The following is an 18947-nucleotide window of genomic DNA, read 5'->3' as shown; positions in this document are numbered from 1 at the left end:
ATCGGAAAAAATCTTGCGCTTCGGAAAATCCCTTCCTAGTCTACGGCTGCGGTGAATGCCGGGAGGGCATCGTGCGCCGCAGTTCTGGGGAGGACTACGAGATGAACGGTTCCAAGTGGAAATCGATCGGCGTTGCATTGCTTCTGGCCTCGACGCCGTTGTCAGGTGCGATCGCAGCACAAGACGTGCTGGTTCTGGCACGGGCGGAGGACCCGCCGACCGCCGATCCCGGCGTTGAAATCAGCAACAGCGGTTACACACTGATCTATGCCGCCTACGAACGGCTGGTCGCCTATAAGGGTGCCTCGACCGAAGTCGGGCCCGAGCTGGCCGAAAGCTGGACCGCCGACGATGCGGGGCTTGTCTGGACGTTCAAGATCGCCAACGGCCACAAGTTCGACGACGGCTCGCCAGTCGATGCCGCGGCGGTCAAGTTCAGCTTCGACCGATTGATGAAGCTGAAGGCAGGTCCATCGGACGCGTTTCCTGTTCTGAAGGAGGTCGAGGTCGTCGACCCCCAGACGGTGAGGTTTCATCTGACGGCACCGTTTGCGCCCTTCATTTCGACGCTCGCCGTCTCCGGCGCTGCGATCATCAATCCGAAGGTCATGGCGCACGAGAAGGACGGCGACATGGCGAAGGCCTGGCTCGCCGAACATTCGGCCGGCAGCGGTCCCTATCGCATCGCATCCTGGGAGCGCAACCAGAGCATCGTGCTCGACAGCAACGAACACTATGCAGGCGCCAAGCCGGCATTGAAGCAGGTCGTCATCCGCATCGTCGGCGACGTGTCGGCTCGCCGCCTTCAACTGACAAACGGCGATGCCGACATCATCGAGCAGATCCCACTCGACCAGGCGGAAGCGCTGCAGAAAGACGCCTCCGTCGTGGTCGAGAGCAATCCCAGCATGTATGTGAATTACATATACATGAACAACCGCCAGCCGCCGCTGGACGACCCAAAGGTGCGCCAGGCGATCTCCTACGCCGTTGATTATCAGGGCATCATCGACGGCATCATGCTCGGCCAGGCCAAGCAGATGCGCGGTGCGGTGCCGAGCGGCATGTGGGGCCACGACCCCCAAGGCTTCCAGTACACCTATGACATCGAGAAGGCGAAGGCCCTGCTTGCCGAATCCGGCAAGAGCAACATCCACCTGACCTACACCTTCTCGCAGGCCGACCCCGCCTGGGAGCCGGTCGGCCTTGCGCTCCAAGCTTCTCTCGCCGAAATCGGCATCAAGCTTGATCTGCAGTCGGTCGCCGATACGACGAAGCGCGAGCTGGCCGCCAATGGCAAGTTTGATCTGGCGCCCGGCGCCTGGACGCCCGATTTCGCCGATCCCTACATGTTCATGAACTACTGGTTCGACGCCGATAAGATGGGCGGTCCCGGAAACCGTTCCTTCTACAGCAACAGCAAGGTCACCGACCTTGTAAGGGAAGCGGGCTCGATCGTCGACGAAGCCAAGCGCAAGACCCTCTATGTCGAGGCGCAGAAGCTTTCGACCGAAGATGCGCCCTATCTCTACATCATGGAAAAGAACGACATTTTTGCCCGCCGCGCGGCGGTGAAGGGCTATGTGTATAACCCCATGCTGATCCAGGTCTACAACTTCGGGACGATGTCGAAGACGGAGTGAGCCCGGCGGATCGAACGGATCCGAGAGAGGTCTCCATCGACGGAACGCCTGCCGCGCGCCGCAAGGCTTCGCGGCAGGGATCCTCACTCCCGAAACCTAAGTCAGGGTTTCCCTGCCGAAAGGGCTGGCGTCCATGGCAATCACCCGCATCATTTTCCCCCGTCTGATCCTGCTGCTCTTCGTGGTGTTGGGGGTCGCCATCATCACCTTCACCATCTCGCACCTGATCCCCGGCGATCCCGCGCGCATGATCGCGGGCGACCGGGCGAGTGCCGAAACGCTTGAAAACGTCCGGCGCAATCTGGGCCTCGACCGCCCCGTCGTCGAACAGTTCACGATCTACATTGGCAATCTCCTTCAGGGCGATCTCGGCACGTCGCTGCGGACCAATCGTCCTGTCGCAGCCGACATCCGCACCTTCCTGCCGGCGACGCTCGAGCTTGGCACGGTCGCACTCTTCATCGCGCTCTGTCTGGGCGTACCGCTTGGTGTTCTTTCGGCCGTCTACAAGGACGGTCCGATCGACCAGATCGCGCGGACCGTCTCCGTCTGCGGCATCTCGATGCCGGTGTTCTGGTTCGGCCTGATCCTGATCTATGTCTTTTATGCCCACTTCCAGATCCTGCCGGGCAGCGGCCGCCTGGCCATGGGCATTGTCCCGCCTGAACGCATCACCGGGTTCCTGCTGATCGATACGCTGCTTCAGGGCCGCTTCGACGCCTTTTGCAGTGCCGTCTATCATCTCATCCTGCCGGGCTTCGTGCTGGCCTTTGCCAATATGGGCGTGATCACACGGCAGATCCGCGCCTCGATGCTGGACGTGCTGCAGGAAGACTACATCCGAACCGCGCGCGCCAGCGGCCTGCGCAAGGGCGTGATCATCTTCAACTATGCGCTCCGAAACGCGCTGATCCCGTCGATTACACTTCTTGGATTGGCGCTTGGCGATCTCCTCTACGGCGCGGTGCTGACCGAGACGATCTTCGCCTGGCCCGGCATGGGGACCTATGTCGTCACCTCCATCCAGACGCTCGATTTTCCCGCCATCATGGGTTTCACCATCGTCGCATCCATCGGCTACGTGCTGATCAACCTGCTGGTCGATCTCGCCTACATGCTCGCCGATCCGCAGATCAGGGAGGTCTGATCATGTCCGCCGTCATGCCGACTGACCCAGTTGCGGCGACTGCCGCTACCCGCAGGCCCAAGCCCCTCTCCGAGCGGTTGCGCTATCTCTGGTATCTGAGCCGCCGCAGCCCGCTGACGCTGCTGGGCGTCGCGATCATCCTCATGGTCCTGGTGATGATCGTCGCTGCACCATGGATCGCGCCCTACAATCCCGACAAGGTTTCGCTGACATCGCGCCTGCTGCCACCGAGTGCTGCGCACTGGTTCGGCACGGATGAAGTCGGCCGCGACCTGTTTTCGCGCGTGATTTACGGCGCGCGAGCGTCCTGTGGCGCAGCCTTCATGATCGTGCTGATTTCAACGGCAGCCGGGGTGCTGATCGGCTGTTTCTCCGGCGTGGTTGGCGGACGTGTCGATACCGCGATCATGCGTCTGATGGATGTCGTGCTCGCCCTGCCGGCACTGGTGCTGGCCATGGCGCTGGCCGCAGCCCTCGGCCCGAGCCTGTTCAACTCTATGCTTGCCGTCGCGATCGTGCGGATCCCGGCCTACGTCCGACTTGCCCGAGGACAAACGCTTTCCTTGCGAGAGCAGGTGTTCGTAAAGGCGGCACGCACCTATGGGGCCTCGCCGTTCTACATCCTGCGCTGGCATATCTTGCCGAACGCCATGTCGCCGATCATCGTCCAGGCGACGCTTGATCTTGGCGGCGTCGTTCTGATCGCAGCCGCCCTCAGTTTCATCGGTCTCGGCGCCCAGCCGCCGACTGCCGAATGGGGTGCGCTGGTCAGCAGCGGCCGCAGCTATATGCTCGATCAATGGTGGTACGCGACCTTCCCGGGTCTTGCCATTCTGATCACGGCCATGGGGTGCAATCTCGTCGGCGACGGCATCCGCGACATGCTCGACCCGCGCTTGAGGGGCAGATGATGACCGGCTTGTCTTTAGAACGCGGCCACGCATTGGCCATTCACAACCTGTCACTGGAGTTTCCTACCTTCAGCGGTGCGATCAAGGCGCTCGACAATGTGTCGATCGACGTCGGGAAGGCGGAGATCGTCGGGATTGTTGGGGAATCCGGCTGCGGCAAGTCGGTGACGACCATGGCGGCAACCGGGCTCTTGCCGAAAGGCCGCTATGACATCACCAGCGGATCCGTCAGTCTGTTTGGCCGCAACACGCTGGCTATGGATGACGGCGAACTTCAGGACGTACGCGGCAAGGTGGTGTCGACCATCTTTCAGGAGCCGATGAACGCGCTCAACCCGACCATCCGCATCGGCAAGCAGCTGACCGATGTCATCATGCGTCACGAGGAGACGAGCTTGCCGGATGCCAGGCGCATCGCACGCGACATTCTCGCCGACATGCTGATCGGCGAGCCGGAGCGGGTGATGAACCTCTATCCGTTCGAGCTTTCCGGCGGCATGCGGCAGCGCGTTCTGATCGCCATGGCATTCTCCTGCAAGCCGGGCCTCATCATTGCCGATGAACCGACCACGGCGCTCGATGTCACCGTCCAGGCCGTGATCCTTCGGCTGATCCAGAACCGCGCGCGCCGCACCGGGACATCCGTCGTCTTCATTTCGCACAATGTCGCCGTGGTGTCGCAACTCTGCGACCGGCTCTACGTGATGTATGCGGGCCGGATCGTGGAGCATGGAGCGACCCGCACCGTGCTTGAAGCGCCGCAGCATCCCTATACCCAGGCGTTGCTGCGCTGCCTGCCGGAGCGGGTGGCGCCGAAGCAGGAACTGGAAGCGATCCCTGGCGCGGTTCCGAGCCTTCTGCACCCGCCTGCCGGATGCTACTTCCAGCCGCGATGCAAGGAAGCGGTGGACCTCTGTCGATCTCGATCTCCGCGACTGGCGGGAGCCGAGGGCCAGCAGGTGGCGTGCTGGCGGCGCGGTGTCGCGTCGGAAACATCAGGGCAGGAGGGCCGGCAATGACCAAGGGCGTTCACACGGCTCGGCCGATTCTGGAGGTTTCCGACCTGCATGTACGCTTTCCGGCGTCCCGCAACTGGCTCGGCCGACCCACCTCGCATGTGCACGCCGTCAACGGCGTCAACCTCGTGGTGCACGCCGGCAGAAGTCTCGGCATTGTCGGCGAGTCCGGCTGCGGCAAGAGCACGCTCGCCCAGGCGATCATCGGCCTTGCGCCTCACGCGCAGGGTAGGGTGGCGATCGACGGTCAGGACTTTCAGGCCGCACAGGGGAGAGAAAGGCGCGCGCTGCGGCAGAAGATGCAGATCGTTTTTCAGGATCCGCAATCCTCGCTCGACCGACGCCTGCCGGTCTGGCGGCTGATCAGCGAACCGCTGCATATTCGCGGCGGCTACAGCAAGGCTCAATTGCACGCCAAGGCTGAGCAACTGGCCGTCTCGGTCGGTCTGCGGCCGGAGCAACTCGATCGTCTGCCGCATGAATTCTCCGGCGGGCAGCGCCAGCGCATCGCCATCGCCCGTGCGATCAGCACCGATCCCGATCTTCTGGTCCTGGACGAACCGACCTCCGCCCTTGACGTATCGGTGCAGGCGCAGATCATCAACCTGCTTCTGCGGCTGCAGCGCGACCGTGGCCTCAGCTACCTCATGATCTCGCATGACGTCGCGCTGGTGCGCCACTTCTGCGACGACGTGGCGGTGATGTATCTCGGCCAGATCGTTGAAGCGGGGCCGGCCGGGGAGGTGTTGCGCAATCCGCGGCACCCCTACACGCAAACGCTGCTGGCGGCCGCTCCCAGCCTCGAAAGTCCCTTGCCCGCCATCGCCGAAGCGCGGACGGGCGAGCTTCCAAACAATCGGAGACTGCCCGCCAGTTGCTTCTACAAGGAGCGATGCGGCCAGGCGGCCGAAGGTTGCGAGACACCCCAGGTTCTGCGACGCGCCGGGGCCCGCCAAATCAGATGTCATCTGGCATTGGGCTAAGCCGAAGGGGCGGGTGGATTCCGCGACCTTTCGGCCGACCCGCGGCGGGAGCCGCCATGCCTTTTGATGCACAGTCTCCGTATTTTAAGAAATATTATTTTCGTATCGGAAAAATAATTTGATTGATATTACCGGGTGTGCAAACGTGCGCCAGCCGCCCTCCGGTGGCTCTCGCCACCAGGGACGAGCCTCGCTCGCGCCCGCTGCCTTGCAGGAGAATACCTTGACTGACGCAGCGCCGATCGCGGCTTTCCTTCGACCGGAACCGGCCAACCTGCCGACACCGTACGTCGAAGTCGATGAAGACCGGCTGATGCGAAATCTGCGTGGCATGCAGGAGCGAGCAAGTGCCGCCGGCGTGGCGCTGCGTCCGCATATCAAGACCCACAAGTGCCTGGCGATTGCCGGCTGCCAGCTTGAGCTTGGCGCAGTCGGCGTGACGGCATCGAAGCCGGAAGAGGCGCGCGTCTTCGTCGAGGCCGGAATTGCTTCCGTGACGCTTGCCTATCCGATCGTTCGACCGGAAAGGATCGACGGTCTTGTCCGGAGTGCCAAGGCGCACGGCACCGAACTCCTGCTGATCGCAGCACATGAGACGGGTGTCGAAGCGATTGGAGCCGCGGCTGAGACGCACGGCGTGACGCTCGGCGTGTTCGTGAAGGTGGATGTGGGCCTTGGCCGTGTCGGCGTAAAACCGCAGGACCCGGCGGCCATCCTGCTGGCAAAGCAGATCGAACGACACGCGAACCTGACCTTCGCTGGCCTGCTCTCTCACGCCGGCCATGCCTACGGCAGCAAGAGCACGGAGGAATTGTCTGAAATTGCCGCGGCGGAGGCGCGGGCACTTCTCGATCTGGCCGGGAGTTTGCGGCAATCAGGGACCGATGTGCCCCGAATTTCGGTCGGCGCCACGCCTACCTGCCTCGGAGCGCCCATACCGCAGGGTGTCACGGAAATCCGCCCCGGGAACTACGCGTTTCTCGATCGCACCGCGCTGCGCCTCGGTATTGCGACGCCCGACGACATTTCGCTTTCGGTGGTGGCGACCGTCGTGGCGCACAACGACAAGCATTTCATTGTCGATGCTGGCTCCAAATCACTGTCTTCCGATCTCGGCGCGCATGGGTCCGGCGGCAACGGCTTCGGTATTGCTATCAGCGCGGACGGCGAGGGTCGGGCGGCCTGGGAGGTCGAGCGGCTTTCCGAGGAACACGGCTTCGTTCGCTTCTTCGACACGCCCCCTGCGATCGGCAGCCGGGTCCGCATTTTTCCCAACCATTCCTGCGCCGTGGTCGCGCAATTCGATGGCGTCACGTTGCGGCGGTCGGATGGGCGCGCGGTGGCGCTTCGCGTCGACGCCCGGGGCCGCCAGACCTGATGGCGTGTGTGAAATCGGTGCGGAAGCCAAGAACCTGACCAATGAGATGAGAGAGATCTGACATGACGAAGGAAGTTGAATGGGCGCGTATGACCGCCCCCAGCCTGCGTGAACTTGCCGGCAAGCCAGGGGCACTTGCGATCCTGCCGATCGGCTCGCTGGAGCAGCATGGGCCACATCTGCCTGTGATTACCGACACCGCAAGCGCGTCGGCTGCGGCCATCCGTGCCGCCCGGCGGGTGGCCGACGACGTGCCGGTTGCCGTTCTTCCGGGCCTGTGGCTTGGCATGAGTGAGCATCACCTGCCGTTCGGAGGCACGATCACGCTCGACTACGAGACGCTGAGCCGGGTTATCCGCTGTATCGTCCGTTCGCTGAAAACGCTTGGCTTCCAGCGGCTGTTCATCGTCAACGGTCACGGTGGCAACATGGATCCGCTCGCCGTTGCCGTGCGTGAACTGGCGGTGGAGTTCGCCATGCCGATCGTTGCCACGACGCCGTGGATGCTGGCGCCGGAGGAAGCGAGGAAGATCTTCGAGGTGGATACCGGTGCCCACCATGCCTGCGAAGGCGAGGCGTCGGTGATGCTCGCGATCGTCCCGGACGCGGTGAAGACCGAGATGTTCGGCCAGGCCTTCGGCAACCAGGAGCATCCCGTCGATGTGCCCGCGGATGTGTCGCGCTTCTATTCCTTCGCTGAACGCGCGCCGGTCACCGGCACCTGGGGCGATCCGCGCAGCGCAACGGCCGAAAAGGGCGAGCGCTTCCTCGACTTCCAGGCGAACGAACTGGTGAAGCTGATCCGCAACGACGTGCTTTGGACCGCGCCGGACCCGGTCTGGACGCCTGGCCGCGGCCTCGGCACGACGGCCGGCAGGGCCGACTGAGTGGTCCGGCGGCAAAACCGCCGGGCACCTCGCATTCCATTCCCGAGGGAGGAGATGTCAATGAACCTGAGATTCGCGCGGACGCGCAAAACCCTTGTGTCGCTCTTTGCAGCGACGATGCTTTCCGGCGTCGCGCTGACGCCGGCCATGGCGAAAACGCTGGTCTATTGCTCGGAGGGCTCGCCGGAGGGCTTCGACGCGGCGCTCTACTCGGCCAACAGCACCTGGGATGCTTCGGCCGAGACGGTCTATGATCGCCTCACCGAGTTCGAGCCCGGCACGACCAATGTCGTTCCGGGCCTCGCCGAAAGCTGGACCATTTCCGCCGACAATCTCGAATATACGCTGACGCTGCGTGGGGGCGTGAAGTTCCAGACAACGGACGATTTTACGCCGACACGTGATTTCAACGCCGACGACGTGCTCTTCACCTTCAACCGCCAGCTCGACAAGAACGATCCGTGGAACAGCTACTTCCCCGGCGCGAACTGGGAAATGTTCAATGCGATGGAGATGCCGGCGGCCATCAAGGGCATCGTCAAGGTCGATGACAGGACCGTCAAGTTCGTCCTGAACCAGCCGGATGCGTCGCTGCCGTCGAAGCTCGCGCTGAACTTCGGCTCGATCGTATCGAAGGAATATGCCGACAAGCTGGCGGCGGAAGGCCGGCGTGAAAACCTCGACCGCAAGCCGGTCGGTACCGGCCCCTTCCGCCTTGTCGACTATCAGCAGGACGCGGCGATCCGCTTTGCGGCGAACGCCGACTATTGGGCAGGGGCCCCGAAGATCGACAACCTGATCTTTGCTATCACCACCGATGCGACGACGCGCATGCAGAAACTGCAGGCTGGTGAGTGCCATGTCGCGCCTTACCCCGCGCCGGCCGACGTGGCCGGACTGAAAACCAATCCGGACCTGAACGTGCTGGAGCAACCGGGCCTCAACGTTTCCTATCTAGCGATGAACACGCTGGTCGCGCCGTTCGACAAGCTGGAGGTGCGCCGGGCCATCAACATGGCGATCGACCGGAAGGCTATCGTCGATTCCGTCTATCAGGGCATGGGCCAGGTCGCCCAGAGCGTCCTGCCGCCGACCATGTGGGGCTATAACGGCAGCATTGACGGCTACAGCTATGACGTCGAAGCGGCAAAGAAGCTGCTCGACGAGGCCGGCGTCAAGGATCTGAGCATGAAGATCTGGGCGATGCCGGTCAGCCGCCCGTACATGCCGAACGCGCGCCGGGCTGCGGAGCTGATGCAGGCGGATCTCGCCAAGGTTGGCGTCAAGGTGGAAATCGTCTCCTACGAATGGGGCGAATACCTCAAGAAGTCGCGGGACAAGGCGCGCGATGGCGCCATCATCCTCGGCGGCACGAGCGACAACGGCGACCCCGACAACCTGCTCAGCTACTTCTTCAGTTGCGCCGGCGTTGGCGGCAGCAACAATGCCAACTGGTGCTACAAGCCGCTGGACGAGATTTTCCAGAAGGCGCGTGCCAGTTCGAACCAGACGGAGCGGACCAAGCTCTACGAAGAAGCACAAGCGATTATCAGCGACCAGGCGCCCTGGGTGCCGATCGCACACTCGACCGTCGTGCTGCCGATGTCGAAGAAGGTGAAGGGCTACGTGATGGAGCCTTTGGGGTCGCATCGTTTCGACAAGGTCGATATCGACGAGTAGTCCTCACAAGAGGTGTATCTTGCGCCGGCATTCGCCGGCGCGGACCGGATGCAACATTGCCAGGCCGTTGGCCCGCGCCTCTCCAGGCGGCGGAGTGAGGTCAAGCGCCAGTCTCGCGTTTTCGGCGAACTCGCATTAGCCGGTCGCCGCAGCGAATGACCGAGACGAGCGGCTGACGGGTTCGGTTCAGCTTGGTTGTGCATCCAGAATGAACTCGCGCATCAGGGCCACGCATTCCCGATGATGCGTCTCAAGCAGAAGGTGCGCCCCGTCGTAGATGTGCATGTCCAGCCGGTCTAGCTCGCGAGCATAGGCGAGCACCTCCTCAAGTTCAAAGTAGGGATCATGACGACCCCAGATGAGCAGCGCGGGGGGCTGGTGCTCGTGATGATAGGCTGAGATCTCCGGAAAACGGGCGACGTAGCGCCCATAGTCGGCGAAGATGCGAAACTGTATCTCGACCAGCCCCGGTCGGCTCATCCGTTCCCAGTCGAGATGCCACCCCTCAGGTGCGAACAGCGGCTGCAGCCGATCCGGAATGTCGCCCACATAGGTGTGGCGCACGCCTTCGAAGTTCAGCCATTCTGGGAGCTTCGCGCGGTTCTGCGGAGTGGGGTCCGCCCAGTAGGCCTTGTTCGCTTCCCAATCTGGACCGAGGCCCTCCTCGTGGGCGTTACCGTTCTGGATGATGAGCCCCAGCACGCGATCGGGACGGGCGAGTGCAAGATAGTAGGCAACCGGCGCTCCAAAATCATGAATGTAGAGGAAGAAGCGCTCCAATCCTATCTGCCGGGTCAAGGCATCGATCGTGCGCGCCATGGCCTCGAACGTGTACTCATAATCGCCGGGTGCCTCGGTAAAGCCGAACCCCGGCAGGTCAGGGGCCACGACCCGCGCCACGCTGGCCAGTGGGCCGATGACCTCGCGGAAACTGTACGATGAACTGGGTTGGCCGTGGAGCAGGAGCACGCCGGGCCCATTGCGCCGGCCTGCCTCACGATAAAATAGCTTCACGCCGTCGACTTCGACCGTGCGATGCTTCGCTTTCTCAACAGTCAGCATATCAACGACCTCCTTCTCGAAAGAAGGAGAACGCGCATGATCCCGTCTGGTTCACAAGAGGGCGTTGGTTCCCGATCGCTTGGCGGAAAGCAGCGACCGTTGGGGCTGTATGAAATTCTTACGTGGCGGACGTGGCTTCGCAATCGAAAACTTATGCCGGCGCCGTTACCCTGCGTGATACCGGCAGCAGGAATTCCCCACTTACTCGGCCGTGAATTGCTCGCCGCTGCCAAAGGCGAAAATGGAGGCCAACCGGTTGGGAGTGAACAGGACTCTCAAAACTCACGGGTTCGAGCAGCTACTCAGGACGTCCTTGCCGCAATCGGGCATGGCGAGAGAATTGCAGGGACTTGTTCCGGTCGTTGTGGCGGCCGTCATCGTCGTCATGGTCGTCGCGATCGTCAGGAAATTCATCGGCTTATGCGAACGTCCGATCCGCATGCCGGCGGTTAATTGTCGGTGCAGCAGGCGTATAATTGCAGCGCCGCTCACGGCCGCGGCTTCCTCTCTGTCGCCCGTTCTTTTGCGCCGAGACTCTGCCGTGTCGGATGCCATGCTGTTTGGCAGGAGATGCAACGATGGCGAGCGCCAAGTCGAAGATGTCTCGAGATGTCCCACCGCTGCTGGATGCGGAGGCGTTGCTGGACGGGGCGCCGTCGTTACCGTCGGCTGCTGTGGGCTATGTCGTCTCGGTTGTGATGACCGCTGTCGCGACCGTTGTGGCGATTGGCGTCGACAGCGGGGTCGCGATCCCGAACCTGTCTCTCGTGTTTGTGGTGCCAGTCGTTGTCGCGGGTGTGTGTTTTGGGTTGGGTCCGTCACTTTGCTCGGCAATATTGGGGTCTCTCGCCTACAATTTCTTCCTGACGGAGCCCCGATACACGTTGATGGTCGACGACCCCGCAAACATTTGGGCGATTGCTCTGCTTTTTGTCATCGGGATCATCGTCAGCGGTGTCGCCCATACTTCCCGTCATCGGGGCACCGATGCGGCGCATCTGCGGCGCCAGGCGCTGCTGCTCAAGGACTATAGCCGCGAAATCGCAGGGGCGGGAAATGCGAAGGTGATTTCCACGATAACATCCAAGGCGCTTGCCGCTCTCTTTGACGTTCCTGCGATCGTTGTTCTCGTTTCAGGGGACAAGGTGAGCTTTTTCGAGAGCGTTGGGGACATCGCACCGCAGGCGGCCGAGCTCGACGCGGCCCTGTCGTCGGCAGCGACAGGGACTGTACAACTTGCGGAGGTTTATCCGGAGTCGCGTTTTGACTTTTGGCCGGTTTCAACGGCGTCCGATCAGCGCGCCGTGCTTGGCCTTGCATTCGACGCCGCGGGGCGCCCCGATGCCCCGGAGACGTTGATCGATGTTGTCAGGAGCATTTTGACGCTGGCACTCGATCGCCGGCCGACCATTTAGAGCCTGAAGACGCCGAGGACGACAAATAGCCCAGCGGGTCGCCAGTTCCGGCACGTTTTGGAGGTTCATCCTGTGGATGCGGGCCATCTCATTGCAGACGTCACCGAAATTTAGATTGTGACCTGTTCGCCGATCTCGACGACACGATTGGCTGGCAGCTTGAAGTAGGACGATGGGTCGATGCCAAGCCCTGAAAGAGCGATGTAGAGCTTGTCTTGCCAGCCCGGCAGACCGGAGTTGGGGTCACTGAGAAGCGTTCTCCGCCCCAGATAGAACGACGTCTGCATGATCTCGAACTTGAAACCGGCTCTCTTGCAGAGGGAGAGCGCTTTCGAAACGTTCGGCTCGTCCATAAATCCGAAGCAGAGTTCGAGTCTTGCAAATCTGTCCGAAAGCTCCGTCAGCGAAACACGGTCCTTCTCTGCGACATACGGGTGCTCGGACGTCCGGACGGTCAGAATGACGTTTTGCTCGTGAAGGACGTGATTGTGCTTGATGTTGTGAAGGAGGACGGCGGGAGTTTTGTCGCCCACGCTGGTTAGAAAGACAGCGGTTCCGCGAACCGTCTGGGGCCCATGGGTCGATTTCTCGATGGAACGGATAAACGTCTCCAAGGGTATGTCGTTTCGCGCGGTCTTTTCGCGCAGCATTTGCGATCCGCGCGTCCAGGTCCACATCACAATCATGATTGCCAGTGCCAGCGCCACCGGGACCCAGCCACCATCATGGATCTTGAGCAGGTTCGCCATCAGGAAGATGCTCTCGATAACAAGCAACGGCGCCAGTAGCATGCCCGCGAGAAGGGTCGAGTAGCCCCAAACCGAGCGAAGGAACTGAAATGCCATCAGGGTGGTCACGACCATCGCGCCGGTCACCGAGATCCCGTACGCGGTGGCAAGCGATTCCGAGTCGCCAAAGGAGAAAATCAGCGTGATGACGCCGACGAACAGGAGCGCGTTTACCGCGGGCACGTAGATCTGGCCGGTGTTGGTTTCGGAGGTGAACTTGATCAGCAGGCGCGGGAGGAAGCCCAAGTGGACCGCTTGCCGCGCCAGCGAAAACGCTCCGGTGATGACGGCCTGGCTGGCAATGATTGTCGCCATCGTGGCGAGGATGACCATCGGTAGCAGAGCCCAATCGGGATAGAGAAGGTAGAAGGGGTTATGCACCGCATCCGGGTGACTGAGCACGAGCGCACCCTGGCCGAGGTAGTTCAACGCCAGCGCCGGGAACACCAGCACAAACCAGGCGGTGCTGATCGGCTTGCGTCCGAAATGACCGAGGTCCGCATAGAGGGCTTCCGCTCCCGTGACCGTCAGGAACACCGCACCAAGTACGACCAGGCCTGCCCAGCCCGCATGCGTGATGAACCAAAGGGCATTCATCGGGTTCAAAGCCTCAAGGATCGTCCAGTCGTCGCCAATGTGGATGAGACCACCCCACGCCATTGCGAGGAACCAGACCACGGTGATTGGCCCGAAGAACTTGGCGACCGCTTCGGTGCCTTTCGACTGGACGGCAAACAGCGCGACCATAACGGCCGCGGCCAGAGGGAGCACATAGTCGTCAAGGGCCGGCGTGACGAGTTTCATGCCTTCAAGCGCCGACATGACCGAAAGGGCAGGCGTAATCATCGCGTCGCCGATGAACAGAGCCGCCCCGATCAATCCCGCAAAGAACAGCACCGGCATGAAGCTGCCCGTCTTCTTCATCAGGAGCGCGAGAAGCGACAAGGTCCCGCCTTCGCCGTCGTTGTCGGCGCGAAGGAGAAAGAGCACGTATTTGAACGTCACGACAATCGTCAGCGTCCAGACCATCAGCGAGATGAGGCCGATAACCTCGTTTGCCTGTGCACCGTCGCTCAAGAAGGGGCGAAGTGCCTCACGAAAGGCATAGAGCGGGCTCGTTCCGATGTCGCCATAGACGACGCCGACGCACCCGATGAGGAGAACAAGAAAGCTTCGCATCTCCGTTTGACGTTCGGAAGCTTCGTTAAGAGGGCGCATATGTTCTCCGGAATCCTGCTGCCAAGGTGCGGGAACCTATATGGTGCAGCGCGAAATGTCAGGCAAAATACTTCTGCGTTCAAAGGCGACGAGATAGTTCCATAATTCAGGTTACGCGATCTTTGTTTGTAGCCGCAAAGTTAAAGTGTCCTGATCCTGCAAAGTTGGAATGTCACTCTCCCCGGGTTTTGCTGACCTGGGAGATTGCGGATGGGATTGATTGCGATGAGCGAACGCGATCTGCAGCGGATTGAGGTTTTGTCGAAAGTGATCGCCGGCCGCATGACGTTGGCGTCGGCGGCGCGCGTGCTTGAGCTGAGCACCCGCCAGGTGCGTCGGTTGCTGGAGCGGATCAACACCGGCGGTGCGGCTTCGATCCGGCATAAGGCGATCGGCCGGCCCTCGAACAATCGGATCAGCGACGGTGTTCGGGATTATGCCGTGACGCTCGTTCGCGAACGCTATGTGGACTTTGGTCCGACCTTGGCAGCCGAGAAGCTGGCCGAGCGCGATGGGTTGCGGGTGTCGCGCGAGACGCTGCGCCAATGGATGGCAGAAGCCGGACTTTGGCTGTCGCGCAGGCAGCGGCGGACGTTTCATCAGCCACGGTTGCGGCGCGAGGCCTATGGCGAACTGGTGCAGATCGACGGGTCGGAGCATCGCTGGTTTGAGGATCGCGGGCCGCCGTGCTCGCTTCTGGTGTTCGTCGATGACGCGACCGGCAAGGTGATGCAGTTGCGGTTTGTGCGCTCGGAAAGCGCCTTCAGCTACTTTGAAGCGCTGGCGCTTTACCTTGAGCATCATGGGGCACCTGTCGCCTTTTATTCCGACAAGCATTCGGTGTTTCGGGTGGCGAAGAAGGATGCCAGGGGTGGCCAGGGCATGACCCAGTTCGGGCGTGCACTTTGCGAGCTAAACATCGAGATTCTTTGCGCAAATTCCAGTCAGGCCAAAGGTCGTGTCGAACGGATGAACCGGACGCTGCAAGATCGCCTGATCAAGGAATTAAGGCTGGCGGGTATCGACGACATGGAGGCTGGCAATGCCTTTTTGCCTGGCTTCACAGAACACTACAACGCGCGGTTTGCGATCGTCCCTGCCCGACCCGATGACCTGCACCGCCCGCTGAATCTCGCCCCGGATCGGTTGCGCGACGTCCTGTGCAAACGCGAGCAGCGCTATGTCGGAGCGCAGCTGACGTTTTCGTTCGAGCGCCGGCGGATCATGCTTGAGGAGACCGAGGTGACACGTGGTTTGGCTGGTCGCCATGTCGAGACCTATGCCTATGCCGATGGTCGACTGGATGTGCGCTGGAAAGGCCATTCCCTGCCCTACAGACTATTCGACAAGGACCAGCGGGTGACGCATGCGGCGATCACCGAGAACAAGCGGCTCGGTGATGTCCTGGCCTATATCAAGGAACGCCAGGAGCAGCAGACGCAGCCGGCGGTGAAGACGAACAGCGAGAAGAATGGCTACAAACCGCGTGGCCGCAAGCCGGGCAAGCGGACGGATTTCATGAACGATCCGGGGGTGATTGCGCGGCGCGAGCAGGCCCTGTCCCGGCTTGATGCCGCGGAATGATCCATTGATCTGGCTCTCAAAGCTAAAGCCGAAGGGGTGCCCTTCACCCGCCCCGATCTGATCTTGCAACCGGGTGAGCCGGTCAGATCGGGGCTGGTCGTCGTGCCTTGCGACGGCTCAACGTGACATTTCTACTTTGCACCACGAAGGACAGTTCAACTTCGCCGCCACATTGTTTGTAGCGGGGGCGGATTCCATTTTCAAATGCAACGGAGGCAAATTGGCCATCGTTTCAGGAGGATGGATGTGGCCCGCTCTTTTGTGCAGTTGAGTATGGATGAACGCCGCGTCGTTGCGCGGATGCATGAGAAGGAGATCAGCCAGGCGGAGATCGCGCGGACGCTTCGTCGCGACCGTTCGACCATCTGCCGCGAGCTACGACGGAATTTCTGGCACGACCGTGAAGTCCCCATTGCCGAGGGCTATTGGCACGTGACGGCTCAACAGATGGCTGAGGACCGGCGTCGGCGCTACCGGAAGCTTTTGCTCGACCCGCAGCTTTGCGCCGCGGTCATCGATCGTTTGAAGGATGGGTGGTCACCGGAACAGATTTCAGGTCGCCTAAGGCTCATCAACGGGTCCTCGTCGCGACTGAGCCATGAGACGATCTATCAGTACGTTTACTCTCCGGAAGGTCAGGATCAGCAGCTGGGACGTCACTTGCCGGAACGACGACGCAAGCGACGCCCCCGATATGCGCGAAAGCCGAGAAGTCTCGTCTTTCCAATTGAATGCGCCATCCGTCATCGGCCAGACAGCATCAACTCCCGCAGCGATTTTGGTCATTGGGAGGCGGATCTGATGATCTTCAGGAAGGAACATGGATCGGCCAACGTGGCCACTGTCGTGGAGCGCAAGAGCCGCTACACGGTTCTGTTTCGGAACAATGACAGGCGTTCGAAGCCGATCGTGGGGCAGCTGATCAGCCATCTCGGCGCCCTACCCGCGCAAGCACGGCAAAGTCTGACGTTCGATCGCGGTTTGGAATTCGTCTCGTGGCGCGAGCTGGAAAAGGGCATGGGAACATCGGTCTGGTTCTGCGACCCACAAGCGCCCTGGCAGAAAGGCACGGTCGAGAACACCAACAAGCGTGTTCGGCGTTACCTGCCGGCAGAGACCGTCGTCCTGGATGTGAGCAATCGGGAGATCCGAGCATTGTGCGACCGTCTCAACACCACCCCGCGCAAGTGCCTGGGGTTCCAGACGCCGAAGGAGATCTTCAGCCAGTACCTGTTGGCTATGAAGGGTCAAAGCATGTAGGTTTCTCGCGATCGTTGCATTCAATCTGGAACCACCAGCTGGAGCAGGTTCTCGAGTTGCGCATGGTGCTCGCCGCCAATGGCCGCAAGAAGTGGATGAACCCGCGCCGCACCGAAAACGAGCAGTGCCAGATCATCGCAGTTACCAACTTCAAGGGCGGTTCAAGCAAGACGTCGACGACCATCCACCTCGGCCATTATCTGGCGCTGCGTGGTTACCGCGTGCTCGCCGTCGATCTTGACCCGCAGGCGTCCCTGACGGCACTCCACGGCAACCTGCCGAACTTCGACTACCGGGGAGGGGACACACTCTATTCCGCAATCCGGTTCGAGGATCCGATCCCAACCCGATCTATCATTCATCAAACGCATATTGCTGGTTTCGACGTTATCTGCGCCGGTCTCGAACTGACCGAATTTGAGACGGCAGTTGCGCTGGAAATGCGGAGGGCTGGTGGAACAGGCTTCCTGCTTCGCGTTTCGCAGGCCCTCGAACAGGTTGCCGACGACTATGACTTCATCCTCATGGACTCGGCTCCGTCGCCGAACTTCCTCACGCTTTCGTCATTGACCGCGGCGACCGGCGTCGTCATCTCCGTTCCGGCCCACATGCTGGACGTCGACTCCACGGCGAAGTTCCTCGAGCTTGCCGCTTCCTACATGCAGATCCTCGACGAAGTGGGAACTTCGGCTCAGTGGGATTTCGCAAAGTTCCTGGTCACCAAGTTTGAGCCCAACGACCATCCCCAGGCCAACATGTCCGCATTCATGCGCCAGGTGTTCGGTGAGGACTTGCTTTTGAACTCCGTCATCAAGTCGACTGCTGTCGCAGATGCGCTCACGTGGAAGCAAAGCCTCTACGAGGTGCAACGGGCGCGCTTCTCCGCACCGAAGACCTATGACCGCGCCATCGAGTCCATCAATGCAGCCAATGCGGAGCTGGAAGCTCTCTTCTGGAAGGCATGGGGGAGAGAATGAGCCGTAAGGATTCCAAAGGTCTTTTTGCAAACGTCCTCAACCAGCTCGACACCTCGCCCGACAGGGAAGGGGCCAAAGGACGACGTCTCCGCATCTGCTGAAAGTCGCAGCCGGGGTCAGGCAGATCCAGGAGCGTAGCGAGCTTGCAGAGCGGCTCTTGAAGGATGGCGGACAGGTCATTGAGATCGATCCGGACGACGTCCTTGATTCTGCCATTCCCGATCGCTTCGCCTCGGCCTATGAGGCGGCCAACCTTGCAGAACTTGTTCACTCGATGGCTGAGCACGGACAAAGCACCCGGGCCTCGTTCGTTCGGTTCAGGGCGCACCGAAGCCGTTCCAGATCGTGTTCGGTCGCCGCCGTCTTGCCGCCGCCAGACTGCTGGGTGTCAAGTTCAAGGCGATAGCCCGGGATTTGAACGATGAAGATGCAATTGTTCTGCAGGGCGAAGAAAATAGCAACCGCTTCGATCTCTCCTTTATCGAGCGGTGCCTGTTTGCGCGCGCGCAAGAGGTCGCCGGCTTCAGCCGCGGCGTCATTAGCAAGTCGCTCAACACCGGAAAGTCCCATGTCTCGGAGATGATCCGTCTGGCAAGCGCATTGCCCCACGACGTGCTGCAGGAAATCGGCGCCGCGCCTGAGGTCGGCCGGCGGCGTTGGGTGGATTTCGAAGCGAAGTGGTCATCCCATGGCGCACCGCTCAAAGTTGTCCGGTCGGTCCTGGCGAAAGAAGGCGTTCGCAGCGCTGACACCAATGCCCGTTTTGCAAGTGTCTTCGAAGCACTTTCCGGTAAAGCAGAGGGGACACTTTTGTCCGTTGACGCGCCACAACTCGTCTCGCACGGTCTCGTGCTTAGGCAGGTAAGTCATGGAAAGTCCGGTTCGAAGCTTGCATTCAACAAGTCCGTTCCGAGTGGTTTCGTCGATTTCGTGGCCGAACAGATCGAACACCTGCATGATCAGTTCATGCAGAGGAATGCCCGATAGGGCGTGAAGCA

Annotated in this window: 13 protein-coding genes and 2 pseudogenes; 13 read left to right on the top strand and 2 right to left on the bottom strand. The window is 61.2% G+C overall.

The window, feature by feature from the left end; all coding sequences use genetic code 11:
- Window positions 1-71: 71 nt before the first annotated feature.
- The 8 genes from XB14_RS29850 to XB14_RS29815 all read left to right on the top strand — a co-directional run bounded on the left by XB14_RS29850 (window position 72) and on the right by XB14_RS29815 (window position 9645).
- On the top strand, window positions 72-1643 hold the full coding sequence (locus XB14_RS29850; RefSeq protein WP_234804182.1) for an ABC transporter substrate-binding protein: 1572 nt from the start codon (window positions 72-74) through the stop codon (window positions 1641-1643).
- 133 nt (window positions 1644-1776) lie between these two features.
- The gene (locus tag XB14_RS29845; RefSeq protein ID WP_077967529.1) at window positions 1777-2790 is read left to right on the top strand and encodes an ABC transporter permease; all 1014 of its coding nucleotides are present in this window, start codon (window positions 1777-1779) and stop codon (window positions 2788-2790) included.
- A gap of 2 nt (window positions 2791-2792) precedes the next feature.
- Window positions 2793-3701: a D,D-dipeptide ABC transporter permease gene (gene ddpC, locus XB14_RS29840; protein WP_077967527.1), complete on the top strand. Its 909-nt coding sequence runs from the start codon at window positions 2793-2795 to the stop codon at window positions 3699-3701.
- On the top strand, window positions 3701-4720 hold the full coding sequence (locus XB14_RS29835; RefSeq protein WP_179119703.1) for an ABC transporter ATP-binding protein: 1020 nt from the start codon (window positions 3701-3703) through the stop codon (window positions 4718-4720). The genes ddpC and XB14_RS29835 overlap by 1 nt, the downstream gene beginning before the upstream one ends.
- Entirely contained in the window at window positions 4717-5700 is a 984-nt protein-coding gene (locus tag XB14_RS29830; RefSeq protein ID WP_077967523.1) for an oligopeptide/dipeptide ABC transporter ATP-binding protein, read from the top strand. The genes XB14_RS29835 and XB14_RS29830 overlap by 4 nt, the downstream gene beginning before the upstream one ends.
- 223 nt (window positions 5701-5923) lie before the next feature.
- Window positions 5924-7078 carry an alanine racemase gene (locus XB14_RS29825; protein WP_234804181.1) on the top strand — a complete coding sequence of 385 codons (1155 nt, stop codon included), beginning with the start codon at window positions 5924-5926 and terminating at the stop codon, window positions 7076-7078.
- 62 nt (window positions 7079-7140) lie between these two features.
- Window positions 7141-7965 carry a creatininase family protein gene (locus tag XB14_RS29820; protein WP_077967519.1) on the top strand — a complete coding sequence of 275 codons (825 nt, stop codon included), beginning with the start codon at window positions 7141-7143 and terminating at the stop codon, window positions 7963-7965.
- Between the two features lie 60 nt (window positions 7966-8025).
- Window positions 8026-9645, top strand: coding sequence for an ABC transporter substrate-binding protein (locus XB14_RS29815; RefSeq protein WP_077967517.1), 1620 nt, complete (start codon window positions 8026-8028; stop codon window positions 9643-9645).
- 186 nt (window positions 9646-9831) lie between these two features.
- On the opposite strand, the gene XB14_RS29810 is transcribed toward XB14_RS29815, so the two are convergent.
- Entirely contained in the window at window positions 9832-10707 is an 876-nt protein-coding gene (locus XB14_RS29810) for an alpha/beta fold hydrolase (RefSeq protein WP_077967515.1), read from the bottom strand.
- Between the two features lie 578 nt (window positions 10708-11285).
- Between XB14_RS29810 and XB14_RS29805 the strand changes: the two genes are divergently transcribed.
- Window positions 11286-12122: a DUF4118 domain-containing protein gene (locus XB14_RS29805; RefSeq protein ID WP_077967513.1), complete on the top strand. Its 837-nt coding sequence runs from the start codon at window positions 11286-11288 to the stop codon at window positions 12120-12122.
- Between the two features lie 110 nt (window positions 12123-12232).
- On the opposite strand, the gene XB14_RS29800 is transcribed toward XB14_RS29805, so the two are convergent.
- Window positions 12233-14089, bottom strand: a complete 1857-nt coding sequence (locus tag XB14_RS29800) for a potassium transporter Kup (protein ID WP_419178639.1) — start codon at window positions 14087-14089, stop codon at window positions 12233-12235.
- 249 nt (window positions 14090-14338) lie between these two features.
- Here XB14_RS29800 and XB14_RS29795 point away from each other — a divergent pair, with 249 nt between their 5' ends.
- The 4 genes and pseudogenes from XB14_RS29795 (at window position 14339) to repB (ending at window position 18936) form a co-directional block, all read left to right on the top strand.
- Window positions 14339-15712: an ISNCY family transposase gene (locus XB14_RS29795; protein ID WP_077967510.1), complete on the top strand. Its 1374-nt coding sequence runs from the start codon at window positions 14339-14341 to the stop codon at window positions 15710-15712.
- Between the two features lie 246 nt (window positions 15713-15958).
- Window positions 15959-16972, top strand: coding sequence for an IS30 family transposase (locus tag XB14_RS29790; RefSeq protein WP_419178638.1), 1014 nt, complete (start codon window positions 15959-15961; stop codon window positions 16970-16972).
- Between the two features lie 32 nt (window positions 16973-17004).
- Window positions 17005-17949 (top strand): annotated as a pseudogene (gene repA / locus XB14_RS29785) (plasmid partitioning protein RepA); the annotation flags it as partial.
- Window positions 17946-18936, top strand: a pseudogene (repB, locus tag XB14_RS29780) (plasmid partitioning protein RepB). The pseudogenes repA and repB, both read left to right, overlap by 4 nt.
- Window positions 18937-18947: the final 11 nt, after the last annotated feature.

Origin of the sequence: Ensifer adhaerens (assembly GCF_002007205.1) — a bacterium.
GTDB lineage: Bacteria > Pseudomonadota > Alphaproteobacteria > Rhizobiales > Rhizobiaceae > Ensifer > Ensifer adhaerens_D.
Note: the sequence above shows the minus strand (reverse complement) of the source record. Positions and strands in the feature narration are given on the sequence as shown.